The sequence below is a fragment of the Mesorhizobium sp. J18 genome (genome assembly GCF_007829525.1).
Taxonomy (GTDB): domain Bacteria; phylum Pseudomonadota; class Alphaproteobacteria; order Rhizobiales; family Rhizobiaceae; genus VLJP01.
This window is the reverse complement of sequence record NZ_VLJP01000006.1, coordinates 28929-52607: the sequence shown is the minus strand read 5'-3', so window position 1 is coordinate 52607 and position 23679 is coordinate 28929. Positions and strand designations below refer to the sequence as shown.

The 23679-nt window shown below is 62.2% G+C and carries 23 protein-coding genes; 15 read left to right on the top strand and 8 right to left on the bottom strand.

What is annotated here, in order from left to right:
* Positions 1 to 29 precede the first annotated feature (29 nt).
* From L598_RS03620 to L598_RS03590, 7 genes are read left to right on the top strand one after another with little or no spacing between them, the layout of a single operon-like run.
* Entirely contained in the window at positions 30 to 608 is a 579-nt protein-coding gene (locus L598_RS03620; RefSeq protein WP_144860473.1) for a TRAP transporter small permease, read from the top strand.
* A 3-nt stretch (positions 609 to 611) separates the two neighbouring features.
* The gene (locus tag L598_RS03615) at positions 612 to 1892 is read left to right on the top strand and encodes a TRAP transporter large permease (RefSeq protein WP_144860471.1); all 1281 of its coding nucleotides are present in this window, start codon (positions 612 to 614) and stop codon (positions 1890 to 1892) included.
* Positions 1893 to 1921: 29 nt separating this feature from the next.
* The gene (locus L598_RS03610; protein ID WP_144860469.1) at positions 1922 to 2713 is read left to right on the top strand and encodes an aldolase/citrate lyase family protein; all 792 of its coding nucleotides are present in this window, start codon (positions 1922 to 1924) and stop codon (positions 2711 to 2713) included.
* A gap of 29 nt (positions 2714 to 2742) precedes the next feature.
* Positions 2743 to 3687: a DUF6282 family protein gene (locus L598_RS03605; protein WP_246658614.1), complete on the top strand. Its 945-nt coding sequence runs from the start codon at positions 2743 to 2745 to the stop codon at positions 3685 to 3687.
* 28 nt (positions 3688 to 3715) lie between these two features.
* Positions 3716 to 4645 carry a 3-keto-5-aminohexanoate cleavage protein gene (locus L598_RS03600; RefSeq protein WP_144860467.1) on the top strand — a complete coding sequence of 310 codons (930 nt, stop codon included), beginning with the start codon at positions 3716 to 3718 and terminating at the stop codon, positions 4643 to 4645.
* Positions 4646 to 4663: 18 nt separating this feature from the next.
* Entirely contained in the window at positions 4664 to 5383 is a 720-nt protein-coding gene (locus L598_RS03595) for an NAD(P)H-dependent oxidoreductase (protein WP_144860465.1), read from the top strand.
* A gap of 14 nt (positions 5384 to 5397) precedes the next feature.
* Positions 5398 to 6144: a glucose 1-dehydrogenase gene (locus tag L598_RS03590; RefSeq protein WP_144860463.1), complete on the top strand. Its 747-nt coding sequence runs from the start codon at positions 5398 to 5400 to the stop codon at positions 6142 to 6144.
* A 37-nt stretch (positions 6145 to 6181) separates the two neighbouring features.
* On the opposite strand, the gene L598_RS03585 is transcribed toward L598_RS03590, so the two are convergent.
* Positions 6182 to 7093, bottom strand: a complete 912-nt coding sequence (locus tag L598_RS03585) for an NAD-dependent epimerase/dehydratase family protein (RefSeq protein ID WP_144860461.1) — start codon at positions 7091 to 7093, stop codon at positions 6182 to 6184.
* Between the two features lie 118 nt (positions 7094 to 7211).
* On the opposite strand from L598_RS03585, the gene L598_RS03580 reads away from it, so the two are divergent.
* Positions 7212 to 7817 (top strand): NIPSNAP family protein, encoded by a 606-nt coding sequence (locus tag L598_RS03580; protein ID WP_186444917.1) that lies wholly within the window; start codon positions 7212 to 7214, stop codon positions 7815 to 7817.
* A 1-nt stretch (position 7818) separates the two neighbouring features.
* Here L598_RS03580 and L598_RS03575 read toward each other — a convergent pair whose 3' ends face one another.
* Positions 7819 to 8721 (bottom strand): helix-turn-helix domain-containing protein, encoded by a 903-nt coding sequence (locus L598_RS03575; RefSeq protein WP_144860457.1) that lies wholly within the window; start codon positions 8719 to 8721, stop codon positions 7819 to 7821.
* A 230-nt stretch (positions 8722 to 8951) separates the two neighbouring features.
* Between L598_RS03575 and L598_RS03570 the strand changes: the two genes are divergently transcribed.
* From L598_RS03570 to L598_RS03555, 4 genes are all read left to right on the top strand, one after another.
* A complete protein-coding gene (locus L598_RS03570; protein WP_246658613.1) occupies positions 8952 to 10661 on the top strand; it encodes an FAD-dependent oxidoreductase in 1710 nt (569 codons plus the stop codon).
* Positions 10662 to 10705: 44 nt separating this feature from the next.
* The gene (locus tag L598_RS03565; protein WP_246658612.1) at positions 10706 to 11944 is read left to right on the top strand and encodes an ABC transporter substrate-binding protein; all 1239 of its coding nucleotides are present in this window, start codon (positions 10706 to 10708) and stop codon (positions 11942 to 11944) included.
* 69 nt (positions 11945 to 12013) lie between these two features.
* Positions 12014 to 12817, top strand: a complete 804-nt coding sequence (locus L598_RS03560; protein ID WP_144860453.1) for an SDR family oxidoreductase — start codon at positions 12014 to 12016, stop codon at positions 12815 to 12817.
* A gap of 14 nt (positions 12818 to 12831) precedes the next feature.
* On the top strand, positions 12832 to 13614 hold the full coding sequence (locus L598_RS03555) for an SDR family oxidoreductase (RefSeq protein ID WP_144860451.1): 783 nt from the start codon (positions 12832 to 12834) through the stop codon (positions 13612 to 13614).
* On the opposite strand, the gene L598_RS03550 is transcribed toward L598_RS03555, so the two are convergent.
* The 6 genes from L598_RS03550 to L598_RS03525 are packed head-to-tail and all read right to left on the bottom strand — an operon-like array spanning position 13615 to position 19585.
* On the bottom strand, positions 13615 to 14469 hold the full coding sequence (locus tag L598_RS03550) for a sugar phosphate isomerase/epimerase family protein (protein WP_144860449.1): 855 nt from the start codon (positions 14467 to 14469) through the stop codon (positions 13615 to 13617). It lies immediately after the preceding gene.
* Positions 14466 to 15290 carry a TIM barrel protein gene (locus tag L598_RS03545; RefSeq protein ID WP_144860447.1) on the bottom strand — a complete coding sequence of 275 codons (825 nt, stop codon included), beginning with the start codon at positions 15288 to 15290 and terminating at the stop codon, positions 14466 to 14468. Before L598_RS03545 ends, L598_RS03550 begins: the two co-directional genes overlap by 4 nt.
* A 14-nt stretch (positions 15291 to 15304) precedes the next feature.
* Positions 15305 to 15922: an NIPSNAP family protein gene (locus L598_RS03540; protein WP_144860445.1), complete on the bottom strand. Its 618-nt coding sequence runs from the start codon at positions 15920 to 15922 to the stop codon at positions 15305 to 15307.
* Positions 15919 to 17676: an FAD-dependent oxidoreductase gene (locus tag L598_RS03535; RefSeq protein ID WP_144860443.1), complete on the bottom strand. Its 1758-nt coding sequence runs from the start codon at positions 17674 to 17676 to the stop codon at positions 15919 to 15921. Before L598_RS03535 ends, L598_RS03540 begins: the two co-directional genes overlap by 4 nt.
* The gene (locus L598_RS03530; protein WP_144860441.1) at positions 17673 to 18512 is read right to left on the bottom strand and encodes an IclR family transcriptional regulator; all 840 of its coding nucleotides are present in this window, start codon (positions 18510 to 18512) and stop codon (positions 17673 to 17675) included. The genes L598_RS03535 and L598_RS03530 overlap by 4 nt, the downstream gene beginning before the upstream one ends.
* Entirely contained in the window at positions 18509 to 19585 is a 1077-nt protein-coding gene (locus L598_RS03525; RefSeq protein ID WP_186444916.1) for a Gfo/Idh/MocA family oxidoreductase, read from the bottom strand. Before L598_RS03525 ends, L598_RS03530 begins: the two co-directional genes overlap by 4 nt.
* A 231-nt stretch (positions 19586 to 19816) precedes the next feature.
* Between L598_RS03525 and L598_RS03520 the strand changes: the two genes are divergently transcribed.
* The 3 genes from L598_RS03520 to L598_RS03510 all read left to right on the top strand — a co-directional run bounded on the left by L598_RS03520 (position 19817) and on the right by L598_RS03510 (position 23660).
* On the top strand, positions 19817 to 21547 hold the full coding sequence (locus tag L598_RS03520) for an FAD-dependent oxidoreductase (protein WP_144860437.1): 1731 nt from the start codon (positions 19817 to 19819) through the stop codon (positions 21545 to 21547).
* A gap of 30 nt (positions 21548 to 21577) precedes the next feature.
* Complete coding sequence (locus L598_RS03515) at positions 21578 to 22387, top strand: shikimate dehydrogenase (RefSeq protein ID WP_144860435.1); 810 nt, start codon at positions 21578 to 21580, stop codon at positions 22385 to 22387.
* Positions 22388 to 22517: 130 nt separating this feature from the next.
* The gene (locus L598_RS03510; RefSeq protein WP_144860433.1) at positions 22518 to 23660 is read left to right on the top strand and encodes an ABC transporter substrate-binding protein; all 1143 of its coding nucleotides are present in this window, start codon (positions 22518 to 22520) and stop codon (positions 23658 to 23660) included.
* Positions 23661 to 23679: the final 19 nt, after the last annotated feature.

Sequence of the window (23679 nt, the reverse complement as noted above, 5' to 3'; positions counted from 1 at the left end):
CGGCAAGCCTGCGATCCACGAGTGAAGCCATGATTTCAAGCAGTACAGAGCCGGCCGGCCAAGCAGGGCCGCTTGCCTGGTATTTCGCCGCCATCCGTTTCCTCGCCGGCGCGACCATGCTGACGATCGTCGTCATCATGACGGCGCAGGTGATCACTCGCTACATTTTCAATGGATCTCTGATCTGGGCCGAGGAACTCTGCCGCTACATCCTGATCTGGCAGACCTTCCTGTTCATAGGCATGGCCTATAGCCGCGGCGAACTGGTAGCGGTCGATCTCGTGCCGGACCTTCTGACGCCGAAGCTGCGGCTGGCCTTGAGGGCTGTCATGGCAGTTCCGATCCTCATCTTCCTGTGGCTGATGATGGTCAACGGCTATGTCTATTCGACACGTTTCGCGCATCAGGTCGTGCCGGCGATTGACTTCATCTTCATGTCGCTGATCGGTCATGGCGTCGGCCTGTCGATCTTCTGGGTCTATGTTTCGGTGGCGGTCGGCTCCGCGCTCCTGGGGCTGCACATCATCGCATCGCTGATTGCCGATTTCCGTGCCCTGGCAGCCGGCCGGCCGAAAGCTACCGCGCATCCCACTGTTCCGCAGGCCTGACAGATGGGCAGCTTCTTCGGCGTATTCTTCCTCCTGCTCGCCACCGGCGTTCCGATCGCGCTGGCGCTCGGCGTCGGCGGGATGATCTATCTCTTTCTGTCCGGCAACGGGGCGGTGATCCTCGCTTTCCCGCAACGAATGATGGCGGGCGTCGACCAGTTCATCCTGCTGACGATCCCGCTTTTCCTGCTCGCCGGCATGCTGATGAATGTCGGCGGCATAACCGACCGCATCGTCGTCTTCGCCCGCGCCATGGTAGGTCACCGCAAGGGCGGCATGTCCTCCGTGACCGTCCTGTCGGCCGGCTTCTTCGCAGGCATTTCCGGCAGCGCGACGGCGGAAGCCTCCGCGCTCGGATCGATCCTCATTCCTGCCATGTCGAAGCAGGGCATTCCGCCCGCCTATGCCGCGGCGCTTGTCGGCGTCAGCTCCATCATGGGGCCGATCATCCCTCCATCGATCACCATGATCATCTACGGCGTGCTGTCGGGAACCTCGATCGGTCAGCTTTTTCTTGCCGGCGTTGCCCCCGGACTGCTTCTGGTTGTCGGGCTGCTTGCCTATGCGACCTGGCGTGCGCGGCGCGACGGCTTTCCGGTGACGCCGAAGATGAACTGGGCGGATCGCCGCGCGGCGACGCTGCGCACCTTGCCGGCGCTGGTCCTGCCGCTGATCATCATCGTCGGTATCAAGGCCGGCATCTTCACGCCGACGGAGGCGGCCGCCGTCGCAGTCGTCTATGCGCTGCTGATCGGCTTTGCTTATCGCGACCTTACGCTACGCCGCGTTTGGGAATCGCTGATTGCGACGACGCTGGTGAGTTCGTCAATCCTGTTCATCACCGCCATGGCCAGCATTGTGGCCTTCGTGTTCACGCTCGAGCAGGTGCCGACCACGATCGCTTCGGCCGTGCTGTCGATCAGCGAAAACCCGCTGGTCGTGCTGATCATGCTCAATCTCGTGCTGCTCGTCCTGGGCATGTTCCTGGAGCCGATCTCGATCCTGATCCTGACCATGCCGATCCTCATGCAGTTCCAGCAGATCATTGGCATGGATCCTGTGCAATTTGGCACGATGGTGGTGCTCAACGTGGTCATAGGCATGGCCACTCCGCCGGTCGGCATACTGCTTTTCATCGTCTGTGCGACCTCCGGTCAGCCGCTCACCAAGGTGACACGCGAGGCGCTGCCGCTGATCGGGATCTGCATTCTGGTGCTGGCGCTTATTGCAGCGATACCCGCGGTTTCGCTGTTCCTGCCGCACGCCTTTCTGCCGGTGAACTGACCGGCGCGATTTCAGGAGGTTTTCCGAAGATGAACGTTGCCAAGACCGCCCCCACCGGCTTTCGCCAGCGTTTCATGACCGGCGAGACGCTGGTCGGCACCTTCGTCAAGACGCCGGCGACCCACCCCATCGAAATTCTTGGCCAGTCCGGTTTCGAATTCGTGGTTATCGACGAGGAGCACGCGCCTTGGGACCGCGTGGCGATCGATGGCGCGCTCCTCGCGGCGCGCGCATCGGGCACCGCCGGCATAGTCCGCGTCGCCGAGCCGAGCGCGGCCAGGATCCTAGCCGTCCTCGATGATGGGGCGACCGGGATCCTCGTTCCGCACGTAAGTTCCGTCGCGAAAGCGAAGGAAATCGCCCAGGCCTGCCGTTTCCGCGGCGGCCGGCGCGGCTTTTCCAACACCACACGGGCCGGAAATTTCGGTGCCGTGGGCGTATGGGCGCATGTGGATGCACAGGATGCCCAGACCACCTTCATCGCGATGATCGAGGATCCCGAGGCGCTCGACGAGATCGACAGCATTGTCGCGACCGACGGCCTCGACGGGGTATTCATCGGCCGCGGCGATCTCACCGTGGCGCTCGGTGCGCCGGCGATGGACGCGCCGGAGATCATGGGCGCCTGCGAGAAGATCATCGCCGCCGCCAAAAAGGCGGGCAAGCCGGTGGCGATGATGGTCGCCAATCAGGATGACGCCCGCCGCTTTCATACCATGGGGACGACGACCTTCATCGTCGCCTCGGACCAGGGCTTCATGCGCCAGGCGGCGATGAAAGCCTATGCAGAGATTTCCTCGGTCGGCGCGAAAAGCGCCTGAGCCGTTCGACAAATAAAAGGAGAGGAACAATGGCCGACACCACGACCAATTATCCCATGATCGTGCCGTTGGAGCCGATGGAGCCAAAGCGCTCCGCGGAGGTCGCCGAACTGCTGGTCGGCGCGGTGGACCTGCATTGCCATTCAGGCCCGGCGGCGATGCCGCGCATCCTCGGCCATCACGAGGCTTTCCAGATGGCATTGGATGCCGGCTTCAAGGCATTGCTCTACAAGGATCACTATTATGTCGGCATGCCGCATTGCGCGGTGCTGAAGGAAATCTATCCCGACGCGCCCATCGAGCTCTATTCGGGCGTGGCGCTGAACAATGCCTCGGGCGGGATCAATCCGCATGCAGTGGACCACGCGATCAAGCTCGGCGGGAAGATCGTCTGGTTTCCGACCTTTGCGGCGAAGAACCATATCGAGGCCTATGCCTCGAAGAGCTTCCCCAAGACGGCGAAGCCGATGCTGCCGCCCATCCCGCTCACCGTGCTCGACGCCAATGGCAGGCTGATCGACGAGGCCAAGCAGATCTGCGATCTGATCGCGGAAGGCGACATCATCCTGGCGGGAGGCCATCTGCACGTCTCCGAGCTCTTCATCCTGTTCGAGGAGGCGAAGAAGCGCGGCGTGAAGAAGATGCTGGTCAATCATCCGAGCTACGTCATCGGCTGCTCCGACGAGGATATTCGCGGCCTCGTTTCGCTCGGCGCCTATATGGAGCATTCGATCTGCATGTTCGTTCCTGGCCGCGCCAAGCAGCACGACACGCAGGACCTGATCCACATGATGGAGGTGGCGGGTGTGGATCGCACCATTCTCGGCTCTGATCTCGGTCTGACGCAGGCGCCGAAGCCCGTCGACGGCTACCGTATGATCGTTTCGGACCTGCTGGACCATCAGGTCCCGAAGGAAGACATCAAGAAAATCATCTCGACAAACGCGGCCGGGTTGCTGAACCTGATCGCGTAGAAATGACAACCCAAGGAGGGATTTTCCGATGGCAACCCGCAAGGTCATCATCACATGCGCCGTCACCGGCTCGATCCACACGCCGTCCATGTCGCCGCATCTGCCGGTCACGCCCGAGGAAATCGCGGATGCGGCGATCGGCGCCGCCGAGGCGGGAGCGGCCATCGTCCATCTGCATGCCCGCGATCCCAGGACCGGGCTGCCGGATCAGTCGCCGCAAGCCTTCGAGCCCTTCCTCAGGGTGATCAAGCAGCGGTCCGATTGCGTGGTGAACATCACGACCGGCGGAGCGCCCACGATGACCATCGAGGAGCGGTTGCAGCCTGTTGCGACCTTCAAGCCGGAGGTCGCCTCGCTCAATATGGGCTCGATGAATTTCGGGCTCTATCCGATGCTTGGCCGCTTCAAGGAATTCAAGCATGACTGGGAGCGGCCCTATCTCGAAGGATCGCGCGACCGCATCTTCAAGAACACCTTCGCCGATATCGAAAAGATACTGACCACCTGCGCCGAAAACGGCACGCGCTTCGAGATCGAGTGCTACGATATCGGCCACCTCTATACTCTAGCGCATTTCGTCGACCGCGGGCTCGTCAAGCCGCCATTCTTCGTCCAGAGCGTGTTCGGCATCCTTGGCGGCATCGGCCCGCATCCCGAAGACGTGGCGCATATGAAGCGCACGGCTGACCGCCTGTTCGGCGATGCCTATCGCTGGTCCGTGCTGGGCGCGGGACGCAACCAGATGCCGGTTGCCACCATCGCGGCTGCTATGGGCGGCAATGTCCGCGTCGGACTGGAGGATTCTCTCTGGGCCGGGCCGGGCCGGCTCGCCCAGTCCAATGCCGAACAGGTCAAGATCGTCCGCAGCATCATCGAGGGTCTTGGCCTGGAGATCGCCACGCCAGCCGATGCCCGCGAGATCCTGCAGCTCAAGGGCGCTGACCGCGTGAACTTCTGAGACGAGGCCGAAAGAGTCATGGCAACGGTCCTCATCGTCTACGCCCATCCGGAACCGACCTCCTTCAGTGCGGCGCTCGTTGCCTCCGCAAAAACCGCACTGGAGGGGGCAGGGCACCAGGTCATGGTCTCGGACCTATACGGCGAGGGATTCGACCCGAAGGCGGGCCGGCACGATTTCACCTCGGTCGCCGATGCAGGCCGCTTCCATTATCAGAGCGAGCAGGCGCATGCCGTGCGCGAAGGCGCCTTCTGCGATGAGATCGCTCGCGAGCAGAAGCGGGTTGCCATGGCCGACGTGCTGGTGCCGGTCTTTCCTCTTTGGTGGGGCGCACCGCCGGCGATCCTCAAAGGCTGGTTCGAGCGGGTGCTGGCCTATGGCTTCGCCTATGTCGACGGTGCCCGTTTCGACACCGGTTTATTCCGCGGAAGGCGGGCGCTGCTGGCGGTGACGACCGGCGGCACGATCGCCCGTTTTAATGCGGAAGGCGTGTATGGCGAGATCGACCGGGTGCTGTGGCCGGTGCAGCGGCTGACGCTTCAGTATATGGGCTACGAAACGGAAGCGCCGTTCGTGGCCTATGCTGCGCCCCGCGTCAGCGATGAGAAGCGGCAAATCTATCTGGACGAGTTTGCGCGGCGTGTGGTCGCGGTCGCGGGCAAGCCGGTCGACCGCAGCCTGCATGTCGCGCAGCCGCTCGATCTCGTGCCGGCGGATGCCTGGTCGAAAGCGCGGTGAAGGAGGAGGCGGCAATGGACAAGCGACGATTCGAAGGCAGGGCCGTGCTGGTGGCAGGCGGCTCGCGTGGCATTGGGGCAGCGGTGGTACGCCGGCTGGCCGGGGAGGGGGCCGCGGTCGGCATTGGTTATCGCACTGCGAGTGCGGCGGCAGAAAGTCTTGTTGCGGAAATCGAGGCGGCTGGCGGCCAGGCCAAGGCCGTTGCAGGTGACATCGGCCAGCCGGGAGCGGCCGAGGCGATGGTGGAAGCTGCACATTCGGCTTTCGGCCGGCTGGACGGGCTGGTCAACACCGCAGGTATCGGGCCCTATCGTCCGCTGGTGGAGGTGGACGAGTCTTATATCCGCGCCATGTTCGACACCAATGTCACCGGCGCGATCATGCTGACCAAGGCGGCGGCTGCGGTGCTTCCTTCGCCTGGCGGGCGCATCGTCCATTTTGCTTCGCGCCTGGCCTACAGCCCGATCCCCACCAGCACCGTCTATGCCGCGTCCAAGGCGGCGGTGGTGGCGCTGACGCATGGCTTCGCCAAGGAGCTTGGACCGAAGGGAATCACGGTAAATGCCGTGGCACCTGGCGTGATCGAGACTGACATGACGGCCTCGATCATCGTCGAGCGCGGCGAGGCGATCAAGGCAATGACGCCGCTGGGCCGTATCGGCCAGCCCGACGATATCGCCGGAATTGTCGCATTCCTCCTGTCTGATGACGCGGCCTGGATCACCGGGCGGACGATCCTGGCGGATGGCGGGTTCAACTAGGATTGGTCCTAAACCGGACCTGCGGAAACTTTCGCCTCTATCGATGAGCCACGCTGGAAGCTTTGGCCTCGTAATAGGCGATGGTCTGCCGCAGTCCATCTTCGATCGAGGTGAAAGGCAGCGGGCCGAGCGTGTCGCGCGGATCGTGCGGCTCGCGACGGGCGGCGATCGTCACTCCCTCGCCTTTCGCCGTGATTTCTGCGCCAGGACGAAGGCTTCGGATGATTTCCATCACTCGCCGGACATCGACGATTTCGCCGTGGAGATTGAAGACATGGGCTCCTGAGACCGGCCGCAGAAGCGCCGCCTCGAAGGCTGCCGCGACGTCCTCCACGTAGATCAGATCGGTTTCTCCCGTATAGGGGATCGCATAAGGTTCGCCTTCCACGGCTTTGCGGCAGGCGATGGTGACGCCGGCGGTTGAGCCGGTTGCGCGACCAGGTCCGTAGACGACCAGCGGACGGAAACCGACGCTGGCAACGCCATAATCCTCCGCGAATGTGCGTGCGACGCCTTCGCAGGCGAGCTTGAAGACACCGTAGAGCGTCTTCGGGCAGGGACGGATGCCGTCATCCGGGCCGAAGACGGCCGCGCTGCTGGCATAGGCGATGCTCTGGATGCCGTGTCGGCGAGCAGCTTCGAACACATTGATCGTACCGACGAGATTGACCTGGGCGCCAAGAACGGGATCGGCCTTGCAGGCTGGCGTCAGGAGTGCTGCCAGATGCGCGATGGCTCCACATCCCTCGGTGGCTTCGAGGACTTCCTTGTCATTCGCGATATCCCCGGTCAGCCACTCGATCTTCGGCGCATTGGCGCCGACGATCCCCACTACCAGGCGACGGTTGGTGCTGCGGTCGAAGATGCGGACTTCGTGGCCTGCGGCCAGAAGCCGCTTGGCGATCCAGGCTCCAAGGAAGCCTACTCCTCCGGTGATCAAGGCTTTCATGATTTCTGGTCCTCGTCCGGTTTCGGAACGCGTGGTTAGGTTCAAGGCTATTTGCAGCGTTGCCAAGCCCTTTCCAATATGCCAACCGGGAAAGACCCAAGATCAGGCAGGACAGACAATGCCAAGCGAACCAGATAAGAACCTGCTGTTCGAGTTCCGCTCCTACGATTTCGCGCCGGGAGCCGCGCCGCGCTATCTCGAGCTTTTCCAGACTTCAGGATTGGAATATGTCACCAGGCATCTGCCGCTCGGCGGATACTGGCTGACCGATACCGGCGCGCTGAACACGCTCCACCATATCTGGATTTACCGCGACTTCGCGCATCGCGCCGAGTGCCGCGTCGGGCTGGCGGCGGACAAGGAATGGAACCAAGGCTTCATTCCGCAAGGCTTCCCGCTGATCCTGCGCCAGCAGAGCAGGTTCATGCGCCTGGAAAAGGGATCGGAGACACTTTCGAACGTCGTTCGGGACGTCGGCCGGCAGTATCACTCGCATGCTGCCGGCAGTCCGCTCTTCGCAGGCTCCTGGTATGGTCTCCTCATCGGGAGCGAAGCGGAAGGACAGGGAGAGCATATCGGACGCTGGCGCGTCGTTTCCGGCGAAGGGCCGGGCACGGCGATCAGCCTTGCCCGTTTCACCAATCCGGCTGAGGTGACTTTCCCGAAGGGACCGGCGGCAAGGCACGAGATGCTGCGTCCCTGCAGTTTTTCCCCTCTGGGATAAGTCAGGCGGTCTTGGCCTCCCGCGCGGTTTCACGGAAGGCGCCGGGCGGGCAGCCGGCGCGCTCGGCGAAGAAACGGTTGAAATAAGCCGGGTCCTCAAAGCCAAGCGTATGCCCCACCTCGTTGACGGACATGCCGGTATAGAGCAGGTAGCGCTTGGCCTCGATCATCAGCCTCTCATGCAGCAGGCGCGCCGCGCTGTTGCCAGCGATTGACCGGCAGGCGGCGTTGAGCCGCGCGGGCGTCACGCCCATTCTGCCGGCAAAGAAAGCCAGCCGCTTTTCGGTGCGGAAATTCTCCTCGATAAGCTCGCGGAAACGCATCACCAGATCGTAATCCCGGTGATACCGCTTGTCGCTCGGCAACGGCCTCTGCTGGTCCTGGCGCAGACGCATGATGGCGACGAGTATATGCAGGAAATCCGCCAGGATGGCCGGACGCCGCCCCGGCGCGGGCCAGACGAATTCGGCGCCGAGATGTTCGAAGGTTTCGTGGAGGCGGCGCGTCTCGGCGGCGGAGGGGKCAAGCGCAAAGGCGCCGGGTTCCAGCGTTTGCGCGACCAGCCGCTTGTCGTCCCKGGCGGCCCAGGCGACGTRGGCKGCGGCGGCCGTTATGACGATGCCGTTCGTTCCCGGATGAAAGCGGATTTCGTGCACCATCCCGGCCGGTATGACAAGAAGGCTGGGTATGTGGACCGGATAGCTCACGCCTTCCACATTCAACTCGCCGCCGCCCTGGGAGACGAAAAGGATCTGTGCATGTGCCGGGTGGGCATGCGGACGGATTATCCAATTGTTAGCGCCGCTGCGCGTGGCGATGGCTTCGGAGTGCAGGAAGTCGCGTTCAGTGTCTTCTTCCGCATCACCGTACAGGAAATAGCGCGGAATCAGCCTTTGTCGGGCCATTGGATACCTGCTTTGTCAGTTTCGGATTAACGTTTGCTTCAGCTCGATTTCTACGAAAAGTACAATCAATTCGCGCGTTCGTCCATTGTCGGAAGATGCGGTCGGGATCATTCATTACTCCAATGAAAACCGCGTTCCGGATCGATCGGAAGAAAGCGGGTGTTATCGGGGTCCGCGTAAAGAGCCGCATCGAAGTGGCCGACGCGCCGGTATCTGCAAGGAGGAAACGATTGTCCAACTCCATCAAGTCTGACTTGACCTGTGACGTTCTTGTCATCGGCGCCGGTGTCGGCGGGCTTGCCACCGCCATCACGGCGAAGAAGCTTGGGCTAGATGTCGTGATCATCGAAAAGGAACCGTTCTATGGTGGCACTGCCGCCTTTTCCGGCGGCGTCCTCTGGATCCCCGGAAACCACCACTTCCGCGACAAGGGCGTGAAAGACAGTCGCGAGGCCGCGCGGCTTTATCTGCGCAACGAAGTCGGCAATTTCTATCGTGAGGACGTGGTCGAAGCATTTCTCGATTACGGTCCGAAGATGCTTGAATTCTTCGAGCGCGAGACCGAGGCCAAATTCGTTCCCACGCCTTATCCCGATTACCACCCGGATGTTCCGGGGGGCGTCGATATCGGCCGCTCGGTCACTGCGGCCGCATATGACGCCAGCAGGCTCGGACCTGAATTGAAGCGGCTGCGCCCGCCGCTCAAGACGATCACCTTCATCGGCATGATGTTCAATTCGTCAAATGCGGACCTGAAGCACTTCTTCAACGCCACGCGTTCGCTCGTCTCGGCGCTCTATGTCGCTAGGAGGCTCGCGAGCCATATCAAGGATCTGGTGATTCATGGGCGCGGCGTACAGGTGACGAGCGGCAACGCGCTTATTGCGCGGCTGGCCAAGACCGCTTTCAATCTCGGCATACCGCTTTATACGGAGACGCCAGCGGGCCGGCTGATCAGCGAGGAAGGTCGGGTTACCGGCGCCGTTGTGGGCGAAGCCAACATCGAGCATCGCATCACAGTCAGGCGAGGCGTGGTATTGGCTTGCGGCGGCTTTCCGCATGACAAGTCGAAGATTGGTGCCGCCTATCCGCATGTGCGCCGCGGCGCGGAGCACTTCTCACCGACGCCGGAGGGCAATACCGGCGACGGCATCGATCTTGCCAAACAGGCCGGCGGCCGCTTCGAGATACGATACCCGGCGGCAGCGGCGTGGATGCCGGTGTCCAAAGTACCCATGGGCAATGGAAAGCTTGGCGCCTTTCCGCATCTGGTTGACCGCTACAAGCCCGGCGTGATCGCGGTGTTGCGCAACGGGCGCCGCTTTACCAATGAATCAAATTCCTATCACGATGTCGGCGCCGCCATGATCGAGGCTTGCCGGGATGATCCCGAGACTGCCGCCTGGTTGATTGCCGACCATGCGACGGTCCGCAAATATGGGCTCGGCTTTGCAAAGCCTGCCCCGGTGCCGGTTTCGGGCTATGTGCGCAAAGGCTATCTTATCCGGGGTCGAACGCTTGCCGAGCTGGCCGCGAAAGCGGGGATCGATGCAGCCGGTCTGGAAGAGACAGTGCGTGTCTATAACCGCGGTGCCGTACGCGGAGAAGATCCAGCCTTCGGCCGCGGCACCACGACCTTCAATCACTATCTCGGCGATCCCGAGAGCAAGCCTAATCCTAATGTGAAGCCGATCGGCAAGGGGCCGTATTACGCGCTGAAGATCGTCATGGGCGATCTCGGCACCTTTGACGGCCTCGATACTGACGTGAACGGCCAAGTGCTCGACGACAATGGCCGGCAGATCGCCGGGCTCTACGCCGCGGGCAATGACCGCGCCAGCATGATGGGAGGCAATTATCCCGGCGCCGGCATCACGCTAGGCCCGATCATGACCTTTGGATACCTGACCGCACATCACCTGGCTGGGATTGAACCCTGACCGGAGCCAAGGACCGGTCGCATTCAAGAGTGGAGGAGAATGAAGTGAAACTGAATCGCAGACGTTTTATCGAGATCGGCGGAACCGCCGCCGCCGTAAGCCTCATGCCGTTCGGCATCGCTCGGGCGCAATCGGACGACATCATCCGCATCGGCCTGATCACCGACATGTCGGGCATCTATCGTGACGTTTCCGGGCCGACATCGGTGGCTTGCGCCCAACAGGCGATTGATGAGTTCACGGTCGAAAATCCCGACATCAAGGTCGAGCTTCTTGTGGCTGACCACCAGAACAAACCCGATGTCGGCTCGACCATCATCCGCCGCTGGTTCGACCAGGACGGCGTGGATGCCATCGCCAATGTCGGCAATTCGGCTATCGCGCTGGGCGCGCGCGAGGTGCTCGCGGACAAGGACAAGGTGGCACTTATCACGACGGCAGGCAGTTCCGATCTCACCGGCAAGAGCTGCAGCCCGCATATCGTGCATTTCGCCTGGGATTCCTGGTGTCTTGCACACTCGACGGCAACCGCTACAGTTGGTGCCGGCGGCGACAAATGGTTCTTCATCACCGCTGATTATGCTTTCGGTCACGCGGCCGAGAACGACGCCACCAAGTTCATCAAGGCGGCAGGCGGCGAAGTTGTCGGCTCCGTGCGCTATCCTTACGGCTCGACCGCAGATTTCTCTTCCTTCCTGCTGCAGGCGCAATCCAGCGGCGCCAATGTCATTGGCTTTGCCAATTCGGGCAGTGAGCTGATCAATTGCCTGAAGCAGGCGCAGGAATTCGGCATCCCGGCGAGCGGTATCCGCCTGACTGCCATGGTGGGCTATATCACCGACGTGCTCGGCATGGGGCTGCCCGTGGCCCAGGGCCTGACGCTGACCGAGACCTTCTATTGGGACCTCAACGACCGCACGCGTGCCTTCATGGAGCGCATAAAGCCGAAGCTCGAAGAGGGCGTTTTCCCCAATATGAGCCAGGCCGGTGACTACGGCAGCGTTCTGCACTATCTGAAAGCGGTGAAGGAACTCGGCGTTTTGGAAGCCAAGAAGTCGGGCCGCGCTGTGGTCGACAAGATGAAGGAAATGCCGACAGACGACGATTGCTTCGGCAAGGGTTCCATCCGCGCCGACGGCCGCAAGATCCACCCGGCCTATCTCTTCGAGGTAAAGAAGCCTGAAGAGAGCGAGAGCCGGGGTGACATCTACAAACTGGTTGCCACCGTGCCCGCGGAAGAGGCTTTCAGGCCCATTGAGGAAGGCGGATGCTCCAGCATCTGATCTGACAAGAGGGCCGGCGGCAGCCGTCGGCCCTTAACCATGTGAGAAAAGACAATCCGGGAGGCCCCTTTGAGCCAGAAATCCGAGCCGTGGATCGATTTTTCCGGTCGGATCTGCGTCGTGACGGGAGCGAATGGAGGTATCGGTACCGGTCTGGTCCGCGCCTTTGCCGCGCTCGGCGCAGATATTGCAATGATCGACAGGGTCGAGACCTCCGGTACGCTTGAGGAAGAGGTCAGGAGGGCAGGCCGAAAGGCGCTGTCGCTTGTTTGCGACGTCTCTGACATCTCTTCAGTGGAGAAAGCGGCGGAGCAGGTCCGATCGGAACTGGGGGGCTGCGACATACTCGTCAACAATGCAGGTCTTCTGCGGCCGGGCAAGCTGGAGGCGCTGGACGCAGCGGACTGGGAAAGCCTGATCGCGGTCAATCTGCATGGCTATTTCCATTGCGTACAGGCATTCGGGCGGCAGATGCTCGAACGCAAGCGCGGCGCGCTCGTTCACGTCGCTTCGATTGCTGGCAGCCAGCCGCAAGCCTTCAGCGGCGGCTACAGCGCAGCAAAGGCCGCCGTCGCAATGATGTCGCGGCAGCTTGCCTTCGAATGGGGTCCCTCCGGCGTGCGCAGCAATGTGGTCAGTCCCGGCCTCGTGCGCACGCCGCTCAGCGAGAATTTTTACCGCACGCCGGACGTCAAGGAGAGGCGGGAGGCGGTCGTGCCGAGCCGACGCATCGGTGCGGTCGAGGATATTGCCGATGTCGCGGTTTTTCTGGCGAGTGATCGCGCGGGTTATGTGAACGGCCAGGAGATCGTCGTCGATGGCGGCTTCAGCCAGACCCTGATGAGCCATATCCCACGTCCAGGCTACGAATAAAAGAGGGGGCGCAGATGAGCGAGCGGATCGCGGTCATCACCGGTGCCGCCGACGGGATCGGCTGGGCCATGGCGCAGGTCTTTGCCGAGGCCGGCTATCGGGTTGCTTTGGCGGATCTCGACCTTGAAAACGCCAAGGAGCGCGCTGCCGGTCTTGGATACGGACATCAGGCTTTGCCGGTCGATGTTTCGGACGAACAGGCGGTGGTGGCGCTTGCGGCCAAGGTCGGCGAGACCTTCGGGCATGTTGATGCGCTGGTCAACAATGCCGGCATCAGCGACAGCCATCTACCGACGCTGGAGCAAGATGTGGGCCAGTTTCAGAGGGTCATGGATGTCCATCTGAAGGGGACGTTCCTGATGTGCCGGGAATTTGGACGATTGATGACCGCCCGACAGCAAGGCGCCATCGTCAATATCAGTTCGATTGCTGGCCTGGGCGGCATGCCTCGCCGCAACGGCTATGGCGCGGCCAAGGCCGGCATCGTGGCGCTGACACGCTCCTTGGCTTGCGAATGGGCGCGATACGGCGTGCGCGTGAACGCCATTGCACCCGGCTATGTCGCGACCGGTCTTGTCAGAAGCCTGGCCGAGGCCGGCAAGATCGACATCGGAAAGATCGAGCGCCGCGTTCCGCTAGGCAGGTTGGCCGAACCGGAGGATATTGCGCTCTCGGCGTTCTTCCTCGTTTCCCCCGCAGCCGCTTATATCACCGGCACCGTGCTCAGCGTCGACGGAGGTTGGCATGCCTTCGGTGACTTCGGCGATGCGAGCCTTGGGAAAGAGCGGCAAACATAGTCAGAGAGTTTCCAGAACCCGGGAGATTTTCCGCAGGCCGTCCGCCAGCGCCGCCTCCTCGCTGGCGTAATCAGGGTGTAGGTAGTCGATCTCGAGCGCCAGCAGCCCGTCATAGCCTTCCGCCTTCAGGAGCCGGATGATCTCAGAGATATCTATCAGTCCCTGTCCCAACGGGACGCTCGGCCAGAAGGCGAAAGTCTTGGGGTCGCCCTTGTAGGCGGCGATGTCCTTTACATGCGTCGTTTTCGTGTAGGGGGCGAGCTTGCGCGCAACCTCCATCGGGTCCTCGAACATGCGCAGGTTGTTGGCCGTGTCGAAGCAGACGCCGAGCGCGGGCGAGGCGACGGCCTCCATCAGTTCGACCATTTCGTCGGCATAGAGGTCGATGTGGTTTTCCACCGCCAGCACCATTCCGACCTCTTCAGCCGCGGTAGCGGCGTGGCGCAGCATCGGCACAAGCGCGTCGCGATGATCCTTCCAGAGGGCAGGGCGCGTGCCGCGGCCGCCGGCGCAGATGCGCATGACGTCGGCGCCGAGCTTCCGGGCGATGTCGATATGGAGGATCAGGTCTTCGAGCGCCTGGCTATCGCTGCCGGAAGCCAATCCGCGAGGATGCCCCCAGGCCCAGGCCTTTGCGAGCCCCAGCGTGTCAAGTTTCTCCTTCACAACCGATAGCCGTTCGTCTTCGAAATCTGGAAAGAAACAGGATTCCAGCATGACGCCTTTTGCGCCGAGCGCGGCCACGCGATCGATGAGTTCCCCGACCGTCATGCGGTGGCCCGGGTCCGTCTCCAGTTCCGGGTAGTGATGACCGAAGAAGCGGTGATAGGCATAGGAGTCGATGGCGGGAATCATGCTCTGGTGTCGTCTGCTGCCGCCAGAAGCCGGCGTGTGGCATCAAGCGCGATTTTGGCTCGCTCTCGCGGCGACATACGGCTTGCGAGCTCGTGGTTGGGGACTTCGATGCTGACGGTCACGTTGTCGGGTATCGCACGGGCGAGCCCGGTGAGATCGATCGCGCCGTCACCGGGCATCAGCCGTGCCTGACGAGCGACGCGGATCAGTCCCTCGTCGCTCCCGTCATAGTTGGCCGGCCCGTCGCAGAACTGCACATAGTTGATCCACTTGGCCGGCAGGCCACGCACCTCCTCAAGCATTGACCCGGCCCGGTCGAGATGGAGCGCGTCGATCAGCACTCCACCATTTGCTTCGCCCGCGGCCTCAACGATCCCGCGCGCGAAAGCGAGATCGGGCACTTCGGTCCAGGGCATGAATTCCAGGTCGGCTGTCAGGCTGTAAGTTTTGGCCAGTTGGCATAGGCCTGCGAAATTATCGGTCAGGCGGGAGGCGTCGGGATCGTCTCCGGCGACCAGTACATGGCGGGCGCCGAGCCGGCCTGCCCTCTCAAGGAAGGACTCGAAATCCGCAACGATCGTATCCGGCATGAGGCGCACGATCTCGACATCGGCGACCGCAATGCCGGTATCGCGGATCGCAACAACGGCCTCTTCCAGCAGGCGGTCGTCCGTCATCAGCGGGTAGGGGGCTTCCGCCGGTCCGGCAGGCAGCAGCCTCAGACCCACCATGTTATAACCGGTTTCGGCCGCGATCCGGATGGCCTCGACCGGTCCGGCATCGAAGACGGTGAGGAATGCAAGCGAGAACGGATGCGGCATATGAGACTTTCCGGCTATTTGAGGGGCGAAATGCCGAGCGGCAGGGCGATGGCGGAATACATTTCCGGTGTCAGCCAGTCGGGTCCGCCCTTCGGCGGCCATATGCCGTCCGCGACCGATTGGGAGCGCGCCTTCTGGCGCTCCTCCAGCGTGCGGTAGGGCCAGATCTGGGTGAAGCGCGGCGGCCCGTCGAGGGAATACATGGCGATGGTCAGCGGCGAATATCTTTCCCGCACGGGGACCGCTTCGCGCCACTTGTCCTGCGTTGGAGCCAGCCCATTCGGCTTCATGTGATAGGTGCGGATCTCGTAAATGGGGCCGAAGTCGCCGGTCTTGACCGGCGGCAGGAAATCGAGCGGGGCGTAGCTGTCGATGGCCATATCCGTCAGGAGATCGGCGCAGCCGAAGGGATTGGAGGATTTCCGCGTACGCTCGCGTTCAGCGAGAAGGTCTTCCGGGCTTTCGAAGCCGCGCAGAAGATAGATGCGGTTCAGCTTGCCGATATCGGTGCCCCAGGCACCGAGCAGGGTGCCCCTGGCTTCCGGGGCGGTAACATAGTCGCCGATGAGCGGCATGGCCTTGCCGGCGCCGAAGATGACGGTATCGAGGGTCGCAAGTTCGTAGAATTTCATCGGGATTGGCTCCTCTCTTTCTCCAGTGCCGTTCCGGTTTCCAGGCCCGTGACAGGGAGGCCCGCGAGAACACGGCCGGCGATGTAGCCGAAGGTCATGGCTGGCCCGAGCGTGATGCCGCCGCTCGGATAATTGCCGCCGAATATGCTCGACATGTCGTTGCCGGCCGCGAAAAGTCCCTTGATGACCCTGCCGTTCCCGTCGAGCACGCGCGCGGCAGCGTCGGTGCGCAGGCCGGCAAAGGTGCCGAGGCTGCCGGGCACGATCTTTACCGCGTAGAAAGGAGCCTTCAGAAGGGGCGCAAGCGAGGGGTTGGGCTGGTGTGCATCATCGCCCTGGACTCGGTTATAGGCCGAGAGCCCGCGTCCGAATTCGGGGTCCTCGCCATTCTGTGCTCCCTCGTTGAAATGCGCGACCGTCACGGCCAGCGCAGCAGGATCGATGCCGCAGGCTTCAGCGAGTTGGCCGATGGTCCGGCCGCGTTTCAGATAGCCATTGCGGAGATAGGGAGCCAACGGGAACGGAAAGGGCTTCGACCAACCAAGGCCGTAGCGCCGCTGGGCGCGATGATCGCAGATCAGCCAGGCGACGGGCTCCTCGCCGGGAGGGGTCTCGCGCAGCAGCACCGACATGAAATCGTGATAGGAATCGGCTTCGTTGACAAAACGCCGTCCCTTCGGCGTGACCGCAATGAAGCCAGGCTTTGCCCGCTCGACGAGGTGGGGGAAGCGTGCGACCCGCCCGTTGGCCAGCGAGACGAGAGAGATCGGCGCCCAGGCGCCCGGATTTGCCAGATCATCGGAGACGGTAGCGCCGATTTCTTCGGCCATTGCCAGACCGTCACCGGTATTGCTCTCGGGGGCCGCCGAGTAGTGCTCCGTGCCGTTCGGCGCGTGCTCGAACATGGCGGCGATGCGCTTTGTGTCATGCGGGAAACCGCCGGTGGCAAGGACGACGCCGCGTCGCGCCATGATCGCAGTCTCGCGACCGTCGATGTGCAGGACGCCACCGCAAATCTGCCCGTCCCTTGTAATCAGCCGGATGGCCGGCGCGGAATGAAGAAGGGAAACCTGAAGGTCGAGCGCGCTGCGCAGGAGCCGGGCAATGAGCGCATTGCCGTTGACGAGATGCATGCCTCGGCCATGCAGGACAAGGTCGCGGGCATGGCGCAGGAGCCGCTTGGCGACATGCAAGGCGGATCGTGGCGAGCGGGTGGCGTTGAAGAAGTGCCGCATGTCGGCGCCACTGGCGATCGCCATACCCTTGAGGCTGATGACATCCAACGGCGGGCGAAGCCTGTGGATGAACTCGCCAAGCTCGCGGCCGTCATAGGGCAAAGCGGAAACCGAGCGCCCACCGAGCGCGCGCCCCGGCGATTCATGGAAATCGGGGATGGTATTGCCGGGAATGAAGCGGACAGCCGTATTCTCCTCAAAAAAGGAGACCATTTCCGGCCCGTTTTCGAGAAAAACATCTATGCGCGGATCATTGGCCCGGTTACCGAGCTCGTTCGCCAGATATTGGCGCGGATCTTCCGGCCCTTCCAGGATGCCTGCGCGACGGGCCAGCGGGTTGCGCGGAATCCATAACCATCCACCGGACCAGGCACTGGTGCCGCCGAAAACGGGTTCCTTTTCCGCTACGATCACCTTCAATCCGTGGAAAGCCGCAGTGACGGCGGCGGCGAGTCCTCCCCCGCCGGAACCGATGACCAGCACGTCGCATTCGCCTGGAACGTCTCTGTCATCCATCATGCCGACTGACGGTCCGTGCTTTCGCCGGCGCTTTCGGATTCTGCCTTCACTCGCTGGAAGTAGCGGGAAGCGCGGCCTGCCGCTCCCAATTCGTTCGCTGCGGCATGGAGGGCAGGGGCTAGTTCTTTCATCCGTTCCGACGTCATGCGTACTGCCGGCCCGGCGATAGAAAGACAACCCACGACGACACCTTTGTTGGCGTATCTTATGGGCACGGCCATAGCCGCCATTCCGTCGATATAGCTGTCAACCGCCACCGAATAGCTGCGCTGGCGTGTCTCGTGCAGGATCGCCAGGACTTCGCTCGCCGTTTTCGGCGCCTTCGGACCCAATTGCTCCGTCTTCGAATCGAAGCCCTGCTCGGCCACCAGCATCAAGGCTTCCTCGTCGCTCATGGTGGAGAGGAAGGCCCGTCCGCCGGCGCTGGCAGCCAAGTGCACGACAACGCCCTGTTCCCGGCTGGGATCATAGCGCAGCCCCTTGGTGGTGCCCTGGGCGACCGCAACCCAGACCAGATTGCGGCCGTCGACCACGCTGAGACGGATCAGCTCGCCGCTCTGTTGCGCCAGTTGATCGAGGATCGGCTGGGCTATGTCGGTGACCCCTGTATGGCCGAGGAAGCTGAGCCCCATGGCCGCGAGCTTCAAAGTCAGGGCATAATTCCCTTGCGCGCGATCCTGCCGCACATAGCCGAAACGGGCCAGTTCGTTCAAAAGCCTGTGTGCAGCACTTGCCGGCAGATCCAGACGCGCGGCGATGGTGGTGACCGGAAGTCCGTCCGGTTCGTCTGCCAGAAGCTCGATGATGGCCAGCGAACGCTCCATCACGCCGCTCATGTCCGCTCCTCCCTGCCGGCAGGCTCCTGGACGGGTTCCACGTTCCGCCAGGCCTGGATGCTCGCCGCTTCGCGAATGGCCGAGATGGTGGCGAGGTCCTTCGCTGCTTCCAGGCCGGAAACGAGGGGCGTGGCGCGCCCGGCGATCACCTCGCCGAAATGGAGAAGCTGTTCCTCATAGGCATCGGCCTCGGTGAAGGGGAGCGTCCTGCGCTCCAGTTCGAAATTCCAACTCTTCTCGCCTTTGTGGGACCATAGCGAAAGATCCGGCAGACTAAGGCCCGCTTCGGTGCCGCAGAGGAAATGCGACTGAACCTTATGGGCGGGGAATCGCTCCAGATTCTCTCCCGACGAGAGATCCCAGGCCCACGGCCCGACGGCGGCGTCCGATACCGTCAGCGTGGCCATGCCTGCGCGTTCGAACTTCAGGATCACGGAGGCTGTGTCCTCGACCTCGAAGCCGCGAATGGCGTTGGAAGCCAAAGCCGCGACTGCGACGACATCACCGAAGAAATGACGCATCAGGTCGATCTCGTGGATCATGTTGATCAACAGCGGCCCACCGACGCCGGGCCGGCGGCGCCAGGCGGGGCCGAAATATTCCGCAGGCTTCATGAGCGAACTGACGACGGAAGCGGTCACCAGATTCCCGATCGCGCCTTCCTCGATGGCCTGCTTCGCCGCCTTGACGATCGGATTGTGCCGGCGGTGATGGCCGACGAGAAGCGGTTGCCTCGTCCGTAGGCATGTCTCGAGGAGTATGCGCGCTTCCGCCAGCGTATTTGCAATCGGTTTTTCGAGGAGAACCGGAATGCCAGCCTCCATCAGCGCGGTCGAGATTTCCACATGAGTTTCATTCGGGGTGGCCACGATGGCGCCGTCAATGCCGATTGAGCCGATCATATCGTGGACATTGGCGAAGGAAGACACGCTATGTTCGCGCGCAAGCTCCGCGCCTTGCGACATCGGGTCGACGATAGCGGCCAGCCTGAAGCCATCCGTCCTTTCTATCGTGGCCATGTGGGTTTTTCCGATGATGCCGGCACCAACCACCGCGATCCGCTTCTCTGCCATTGGGCGGCCTCCTCTCAGCATGGGTTCCGACGCGCCTCCGGAGCAGGTACATAGCAGTCACGAAGCATTTTGGAAACATATTCCATTCTTGAATGAAATTTCAAAACTGTTATAAGCGCCATGAAAGTTATTGGGCGGCAGCCAAGGGACAAGGGAGGAGCAGTCGAACATGCTGGTAGCCTGTTTCCGCTCGCGCCGATCCCGTCTATTTGCCATTTGTCGGGCTGGCGCATGACGTCCGCCGCGAAAAAGTTGACCGATATTGCTGAGGGTGCAGCCTATGATGTGGCGGTGCTCGGAGCAGGCGCCGCCGGCATGGCTGCTGCGGTCTTCGCCGCTCTTGAAGGCAGGCGCGTCATCCTGATCGAGCGGACGGAATATGTCGGCGGCACCTCCGCCTATTCCGCTGCGACCACCTGGATCCCGAACACGCAGCATGCAGCCTTTGTCGGGGCTGAAGGGGCTGAAGACAGTTTCGAAAAGGCCAGTACCTTTCTCGACAAGGCGGTCGGGAACCGTTCGCCCAAAGCTCTGCGTGATACCTTCCTTGCTAAAGGGCCTGAGGCCATACGCGAGTTGGAGGCGAGGACCGATGTCAGGATGCGTGCACGTCCTTTCCATCCGGACTATCTCTATGAGCTCGAAGGGGCCACTGCCTGCGGCCGCGCGCTGGAGCCGCTTCCCTTCGACGGGAGATTATTGGGCGAGGACCTTTCACTGGTCCGGCCGCCGATCCCCGAATTCACGATTCTGGGCGGCCTCATGGTGGACCGTGACGACATCGCTCATCTGCTCAGGATGACGAAGTCGCTCAAATCCGCGATCTATTCCGCAAAGCTTATCGGGAGCTACTACCTCCAGAAATTGCGTTATCCGCGGGGCACGCGCCTCGTCATGGGTAATGCCCTGATCGGACGCCTGCTTCTCACAGCGCGAAAGCTCGGCGTGGATATCCTCGTCAATGCGGACGTCACCGAAATTGCCGGGAAAGATGGTGCGGTTACCGGCTTGACGGTCGCCCAGGCGGGCACCATGCGACACCTGAAGGCGAGAGGCGGCGTGATTCTGGCCAGCGGTGGTTTCGCTCGTCATCAGCAGCGGCGGCAGGAATTCCTGCCGAAACCCGTGCCCGAATACAGCCCGGCAGCGCCTGGGCATACAGGCAAGCTGCATGACATCGTGCTGAAGCTGGGTGCCCATTACGGCGAGAGCGCCGACCAGAACTGCTTCTGGGCTCCGGTTTCCGTGCGCAAGCGCGCGGACGGCACCATGGCGGTCTTCCCGCATTTCGTGCTCGACCGGAGCAAGCCGGGCATCATCGCGGTGGACAAAAACGGGCGGCGCTTCGTCAATGAAAGCACCTCCTACCATCTGTTCGTGCGCGCCATGTATGCGGCGAACGAGAACGGGTCGACCATCCCCTGTTATCTCGTCACTGACAGCGTGGCGCTGACAAAATACGGCATCGGCATGGTGCGGCCTGGCGGACGCGGGCTTGAGTCTTATCTGAAGGACGGCTATCTCACCCGCGCCCAAACGCTGGATGAACTCGCGACCAAGCTCGGCATCGATGCCGGTGGCCTTGCCGCTTCGGTTGCGGCCATGAACGAATATGCAGAAACGGGCATCGACCGCGATTTCGGCCGCGGTACCACAGTCTACGAGAGGGCGAACGGCGACCCGAGGCATGGCCCTAATCCGACGCTTGGCAAGGTCGCCACGGCGCCTTTCTATGCGATCAGACTCTATCCGGGCGACATCGGCTCGGCCAAGGGCCTGGTGACGGACGAGAATGCGCGCATCGTTCGCACCGACGGCTCGCCAATTGATGGGCTGTATGCGGTCGGCAATGACATGCAATCCATCATGGGCGGGGTCTATCCCGGGCCGGGCATCACGATCGGGCCGGGCATCACCTTCGGCTATATTGCAGGCAAGCATGCGGCCGTCAGAGCCGCCTGAGCTGGAGAGGTTCAGAAAGGAAGATTCCAGATGTCTATCCAGTTGAACGGCGAGACCCGGCTTCACATCATCATCGGTGATCCTATCGGCCAGGTGAAGTCCCCCGAAAATCTGACCCACATCATCAACAAGCGCGGCGTCAACGCGATGGTCGTTCCAGCCCATGTGACGGCGGAGGACTTGCCGGCCTTCATGGCTTCGGTGCGGCTGATGCGCAATCTCGACGGCATCGTCGTCACCGTGCCGCATAAATTTGCCGCCCTCGGCTATTGCGACATCGCCACGGATCGCGCCGCTTTCGTCGGCTCGGCCAACATACTTTGGCGGCTGCCGGACGGCCGCTGGAAAGGCGACAATGTTGATGGCGTTGGACATCTCGATGGCGTGTTGAAGGAAGGATTCGAGGTCTCTGGCAAGCGCGCCCTTCTGATAGGTGCCGGCGGCGCCGGGTCGGCGATCGCTTTTGAGGTTCTCGAACGCGGCGCCACCGCGCTGGCGATCCACGACATGGACGAAACACGGCGCGATCGTCTGGTCGAGAAGCTTTCCGCGCGCTTTTCCGGAAAGGTTTCGGTCGGCAGCACCGATCCCGAAGGCTTCGATCTCGTCACCAATGCAACGCCTGCAGGCATGCGCATGGAGGATCCGCTGCCTGTCGATGTCAGCCGTCTGAAGCCGGACCAGTTCGTGTCGGACGTGATCACCAAGCCCGAGATATCGCCTCTGCTGGAGGCGGCGCGCAAGACAGGCTGCCGCACCATGCCGGGCAGCGGAATGTTCCACGCCCAGGCGGAACTTCTGGTCGATCTCCTTCTCGGCGCGGACAGGGAGACGAGGTAGGACAGGCGTGGGCTTGTCCGGTCTAAAAGATGTTACACCGCGTGAAAATGCTGGTATTTGCGATGATCGGAACGCTCGACCGGGAACGGCAAAAAGATCACCTGAAACCATCGAAAGGGAGGAAATACGCATGAACCGCAGACACATACTTGCAGTGGCGACTTCAGCTCTCATGCTGGCCGCTCCGTTTGGAGCCGCCCACGCGCAGGAGACGGTGAAGATCGCGAATATTTCGGAGCTCTCCGGGCCCGGAGCGCCTTCCGGCACCAACTGGCGCGACGGGGCCCGCATGGCGATCGAGGAGATCAACGCCGATGGCGGCATCCTCGGCAAGCAGATCGAATTCTCCGAATATGACACCCAGAGTGACGCGCAGACCTCGCGCGCCATGGTGCAGAAAGCCATCGACGACGGCGCCTTCGCGCTTCTGGGCACGGTCTATTCCGGCTCGACCATCGTCAATATGCTGGTCGCGCAGCAGGCCGGGGTTCCGCAGTTCACCGGTTCCGAGGCGCCGAAGATCACGGAGCTCGGCAATCCCTATATCTTCCGCACCTCTTTCGGCGCTCAGAAGAGCATGCCCAAGGTCGGGGCCTACATGAAGGATGTCATGAAGGTGAAGAAGGTCGCCGTCGCTTGGGTGAATTCCGAGTTCGGCAAGGGCGGCCACGATTCCTTCGTCGCGGAAATGGAGAAGGCCGGGATCGAGGTCGTCGCCGACGTGGCGAGCGAGAACGCGCAGGCCGATTTTGCCGCCGACGTTGCGAAGCTCAAGAGCTCGGGCGCGGAAGCCGTCTTCGTCTATCTGACCGAGGAAGAGAGCGCCCGTTTCCTGCGCGAGGCCCGCAAGCAGGGCATCGAAGCGCCGCTTGTCGGCGAAACCACGCTGATCGGCCAGAAGGTGATCGATCTGGCCGGCGGTGCCGCGGATGGTGCGCTCGGCCATGTCGGTCTGACGCCCGATGCGGATGTCGAGGCCGTCAACGAAATGGCCGAGAAATTCGAGAAGAAGTTCAACTACCGTCCTGACCACAACGCCATCAAAGGCTATATCGGCGCCTATGCCATCAAATACATCACCGAAGAAGTAGGCGAGTTCGACCAGGAGAAGTTCGTCGAGGCCGCGCACGGCATAACGCTTACGGCATCCGAGCATCCCGGCGTGCTTATGGATGTCTCCTGGGACGAGAATGGCGAAGTCTCGCGTGAAAGCTTCCTGGTAGAAGTCAAGGACGGCAAGCAGGTCGTCAAGGACATCCTGCCGGCCAACTAGAGCGGTCATCGTCCATTTG

What these genes read in the sequence shown, in the direction of transcription:
- L598_RS03620 (WP_144860473.1), top strand. Translation starts at nt 30, where the DNA reads ATGATTTCAAGCAGTACAGAGCCGGCCGGCCAAGCAGGGCCGCTTGCC.
- L598_RS03615 (WP_144860471.1), top strand. Translation starts at nt 612, where the DNA reads ATGGGCAGCTTCTTCGGCGTATTCTTCCTCCTGCTCGCCACCGGCGTT.
- L598_RS03610 (WP_144860469.1), top strand. Translation starts at nt 1,922, where the DNA reads ATGAACGTTGCCAAGACCGCCCCCACCGGCTTTCGCCAGCGTTTCATG.
- L598_RS03605 (WP_246658614.1), top strand. Translation starts at nt 2,743, where the DNA reads ATGGCCGACACCACGACCAATTATCCCATGATCGTGCCGTTGGAGCCG.
- L598_RS03600 (WP_144860467.1), top strand. Translation starts at nt 3,716, where the DNA reads ATGGCAACCCGCAAGGTCATCATCACATGCGCCGTCACCGGCTCGATC.
- L598_RS03595 (WP_144860465.1), top strand. Translation starts at nt 4,664, where the DNA reads ATGGCAACGGTCCTCATCGTCTACGCCCATCCGGAACCGACCTCCTTC.
- L598_RS03590 (WP_144860463.1), top strand. Translation starts at nt 5,398, where the DNA reads ATGGACAAGCGACGATTCGAAGGCAGGGCCGTGCTGGTGGCAGGCGGC.
- L598_RS03585 (WP_144860461.1), bottom strand. Translation starts at nt 7,093, where the DNA reads ATGAAAGCCTTGATCACCGGAGGAGTAGGCTTCCTTGGAGCCTGGATC.
- L598_RS03580 (WP_186444917.1), top strand. Translation starts at nt 7,212, where the DNA reads ATGCCAAGCGAACCAGATAAGAACCTGCTGTTCGAGTTCCGCTCCTAC.
- L598_RS03555 (WP_144860451.1), top strand. Translation starts at nt 12,832, where the DNA reads ATGAGCGAGCGGATCGCGGTCATCACCGGTGCCGCCGACGGGATCGGC.
- L598_RS03550 (WP_144860449.1), bottom strand. Translation starts at nt 14,469, where the DNA reads ATGATTCCCGCCATCGACTCCTATGCCTATCACCGCTTCTTCGGTCAT.
- L598_RS03545 (WP_144860447.1), bottom strand. Translation starts at nt 15,290, where the DNA reads ATGCCGCATCCGTTCTCGCTTGCATTCCTCACCGTCTTCGATGCCGGA.
- L598_RS03540 (WP_144860445.1), bottom strand. Translation starts at nt 15,922, where the DNA reads ATGAAATTCTACGAACTTGCGACCCTCGATACCGTCATCTTCGGCGCC.
- L598_RS03535 (WP_144860443.1), bottom strand. Translation starts at nt 17,676, where the DNA reads ATGATGGATGACAGAGACGTTCCAGGCGAATGCGACGTGCTGGTCATC.
- L598_RS03530 (WP_144860441.1), bottom strand. Translation starts at nt 18,512, where the DNA reads ATGAGCGGCGTGATGGAGCGTTCGCTGGCCATCATCGAGCTTCTGGCA.
- L598_RS03525 (WP_186444916.1), bottom strand. Translation starts at nt 19,585, where the DNA reads ATGGCAGAGAAGCGGATCGCGGTGGTTGGTGCCGGCATCATCGGAAAA.
- L598_RS03520 (WP_144860437.1), top strand. Translation starts at nt 19,817, where the DNA reads ATGACGTCCGCCGCGAAAAAGTTGACCGATATTGCTGAGGGTGCAGCC.
- L598_RS03515 (WP_144860435.1), top strand. Translation starts at nt 21,578, where the DNA reads ATGTCTATCCAGTTGAACGGCGAGACCCGGCTTCACATCATCATCGGT.
- L598_RS03510 (WP_144860433.1), top strand. Translation starts at nt 22,518, where the DNA reads ATGAACCGCAGACACATACTTGCAGTGGCGACTTCAGCTCTCATGCTG.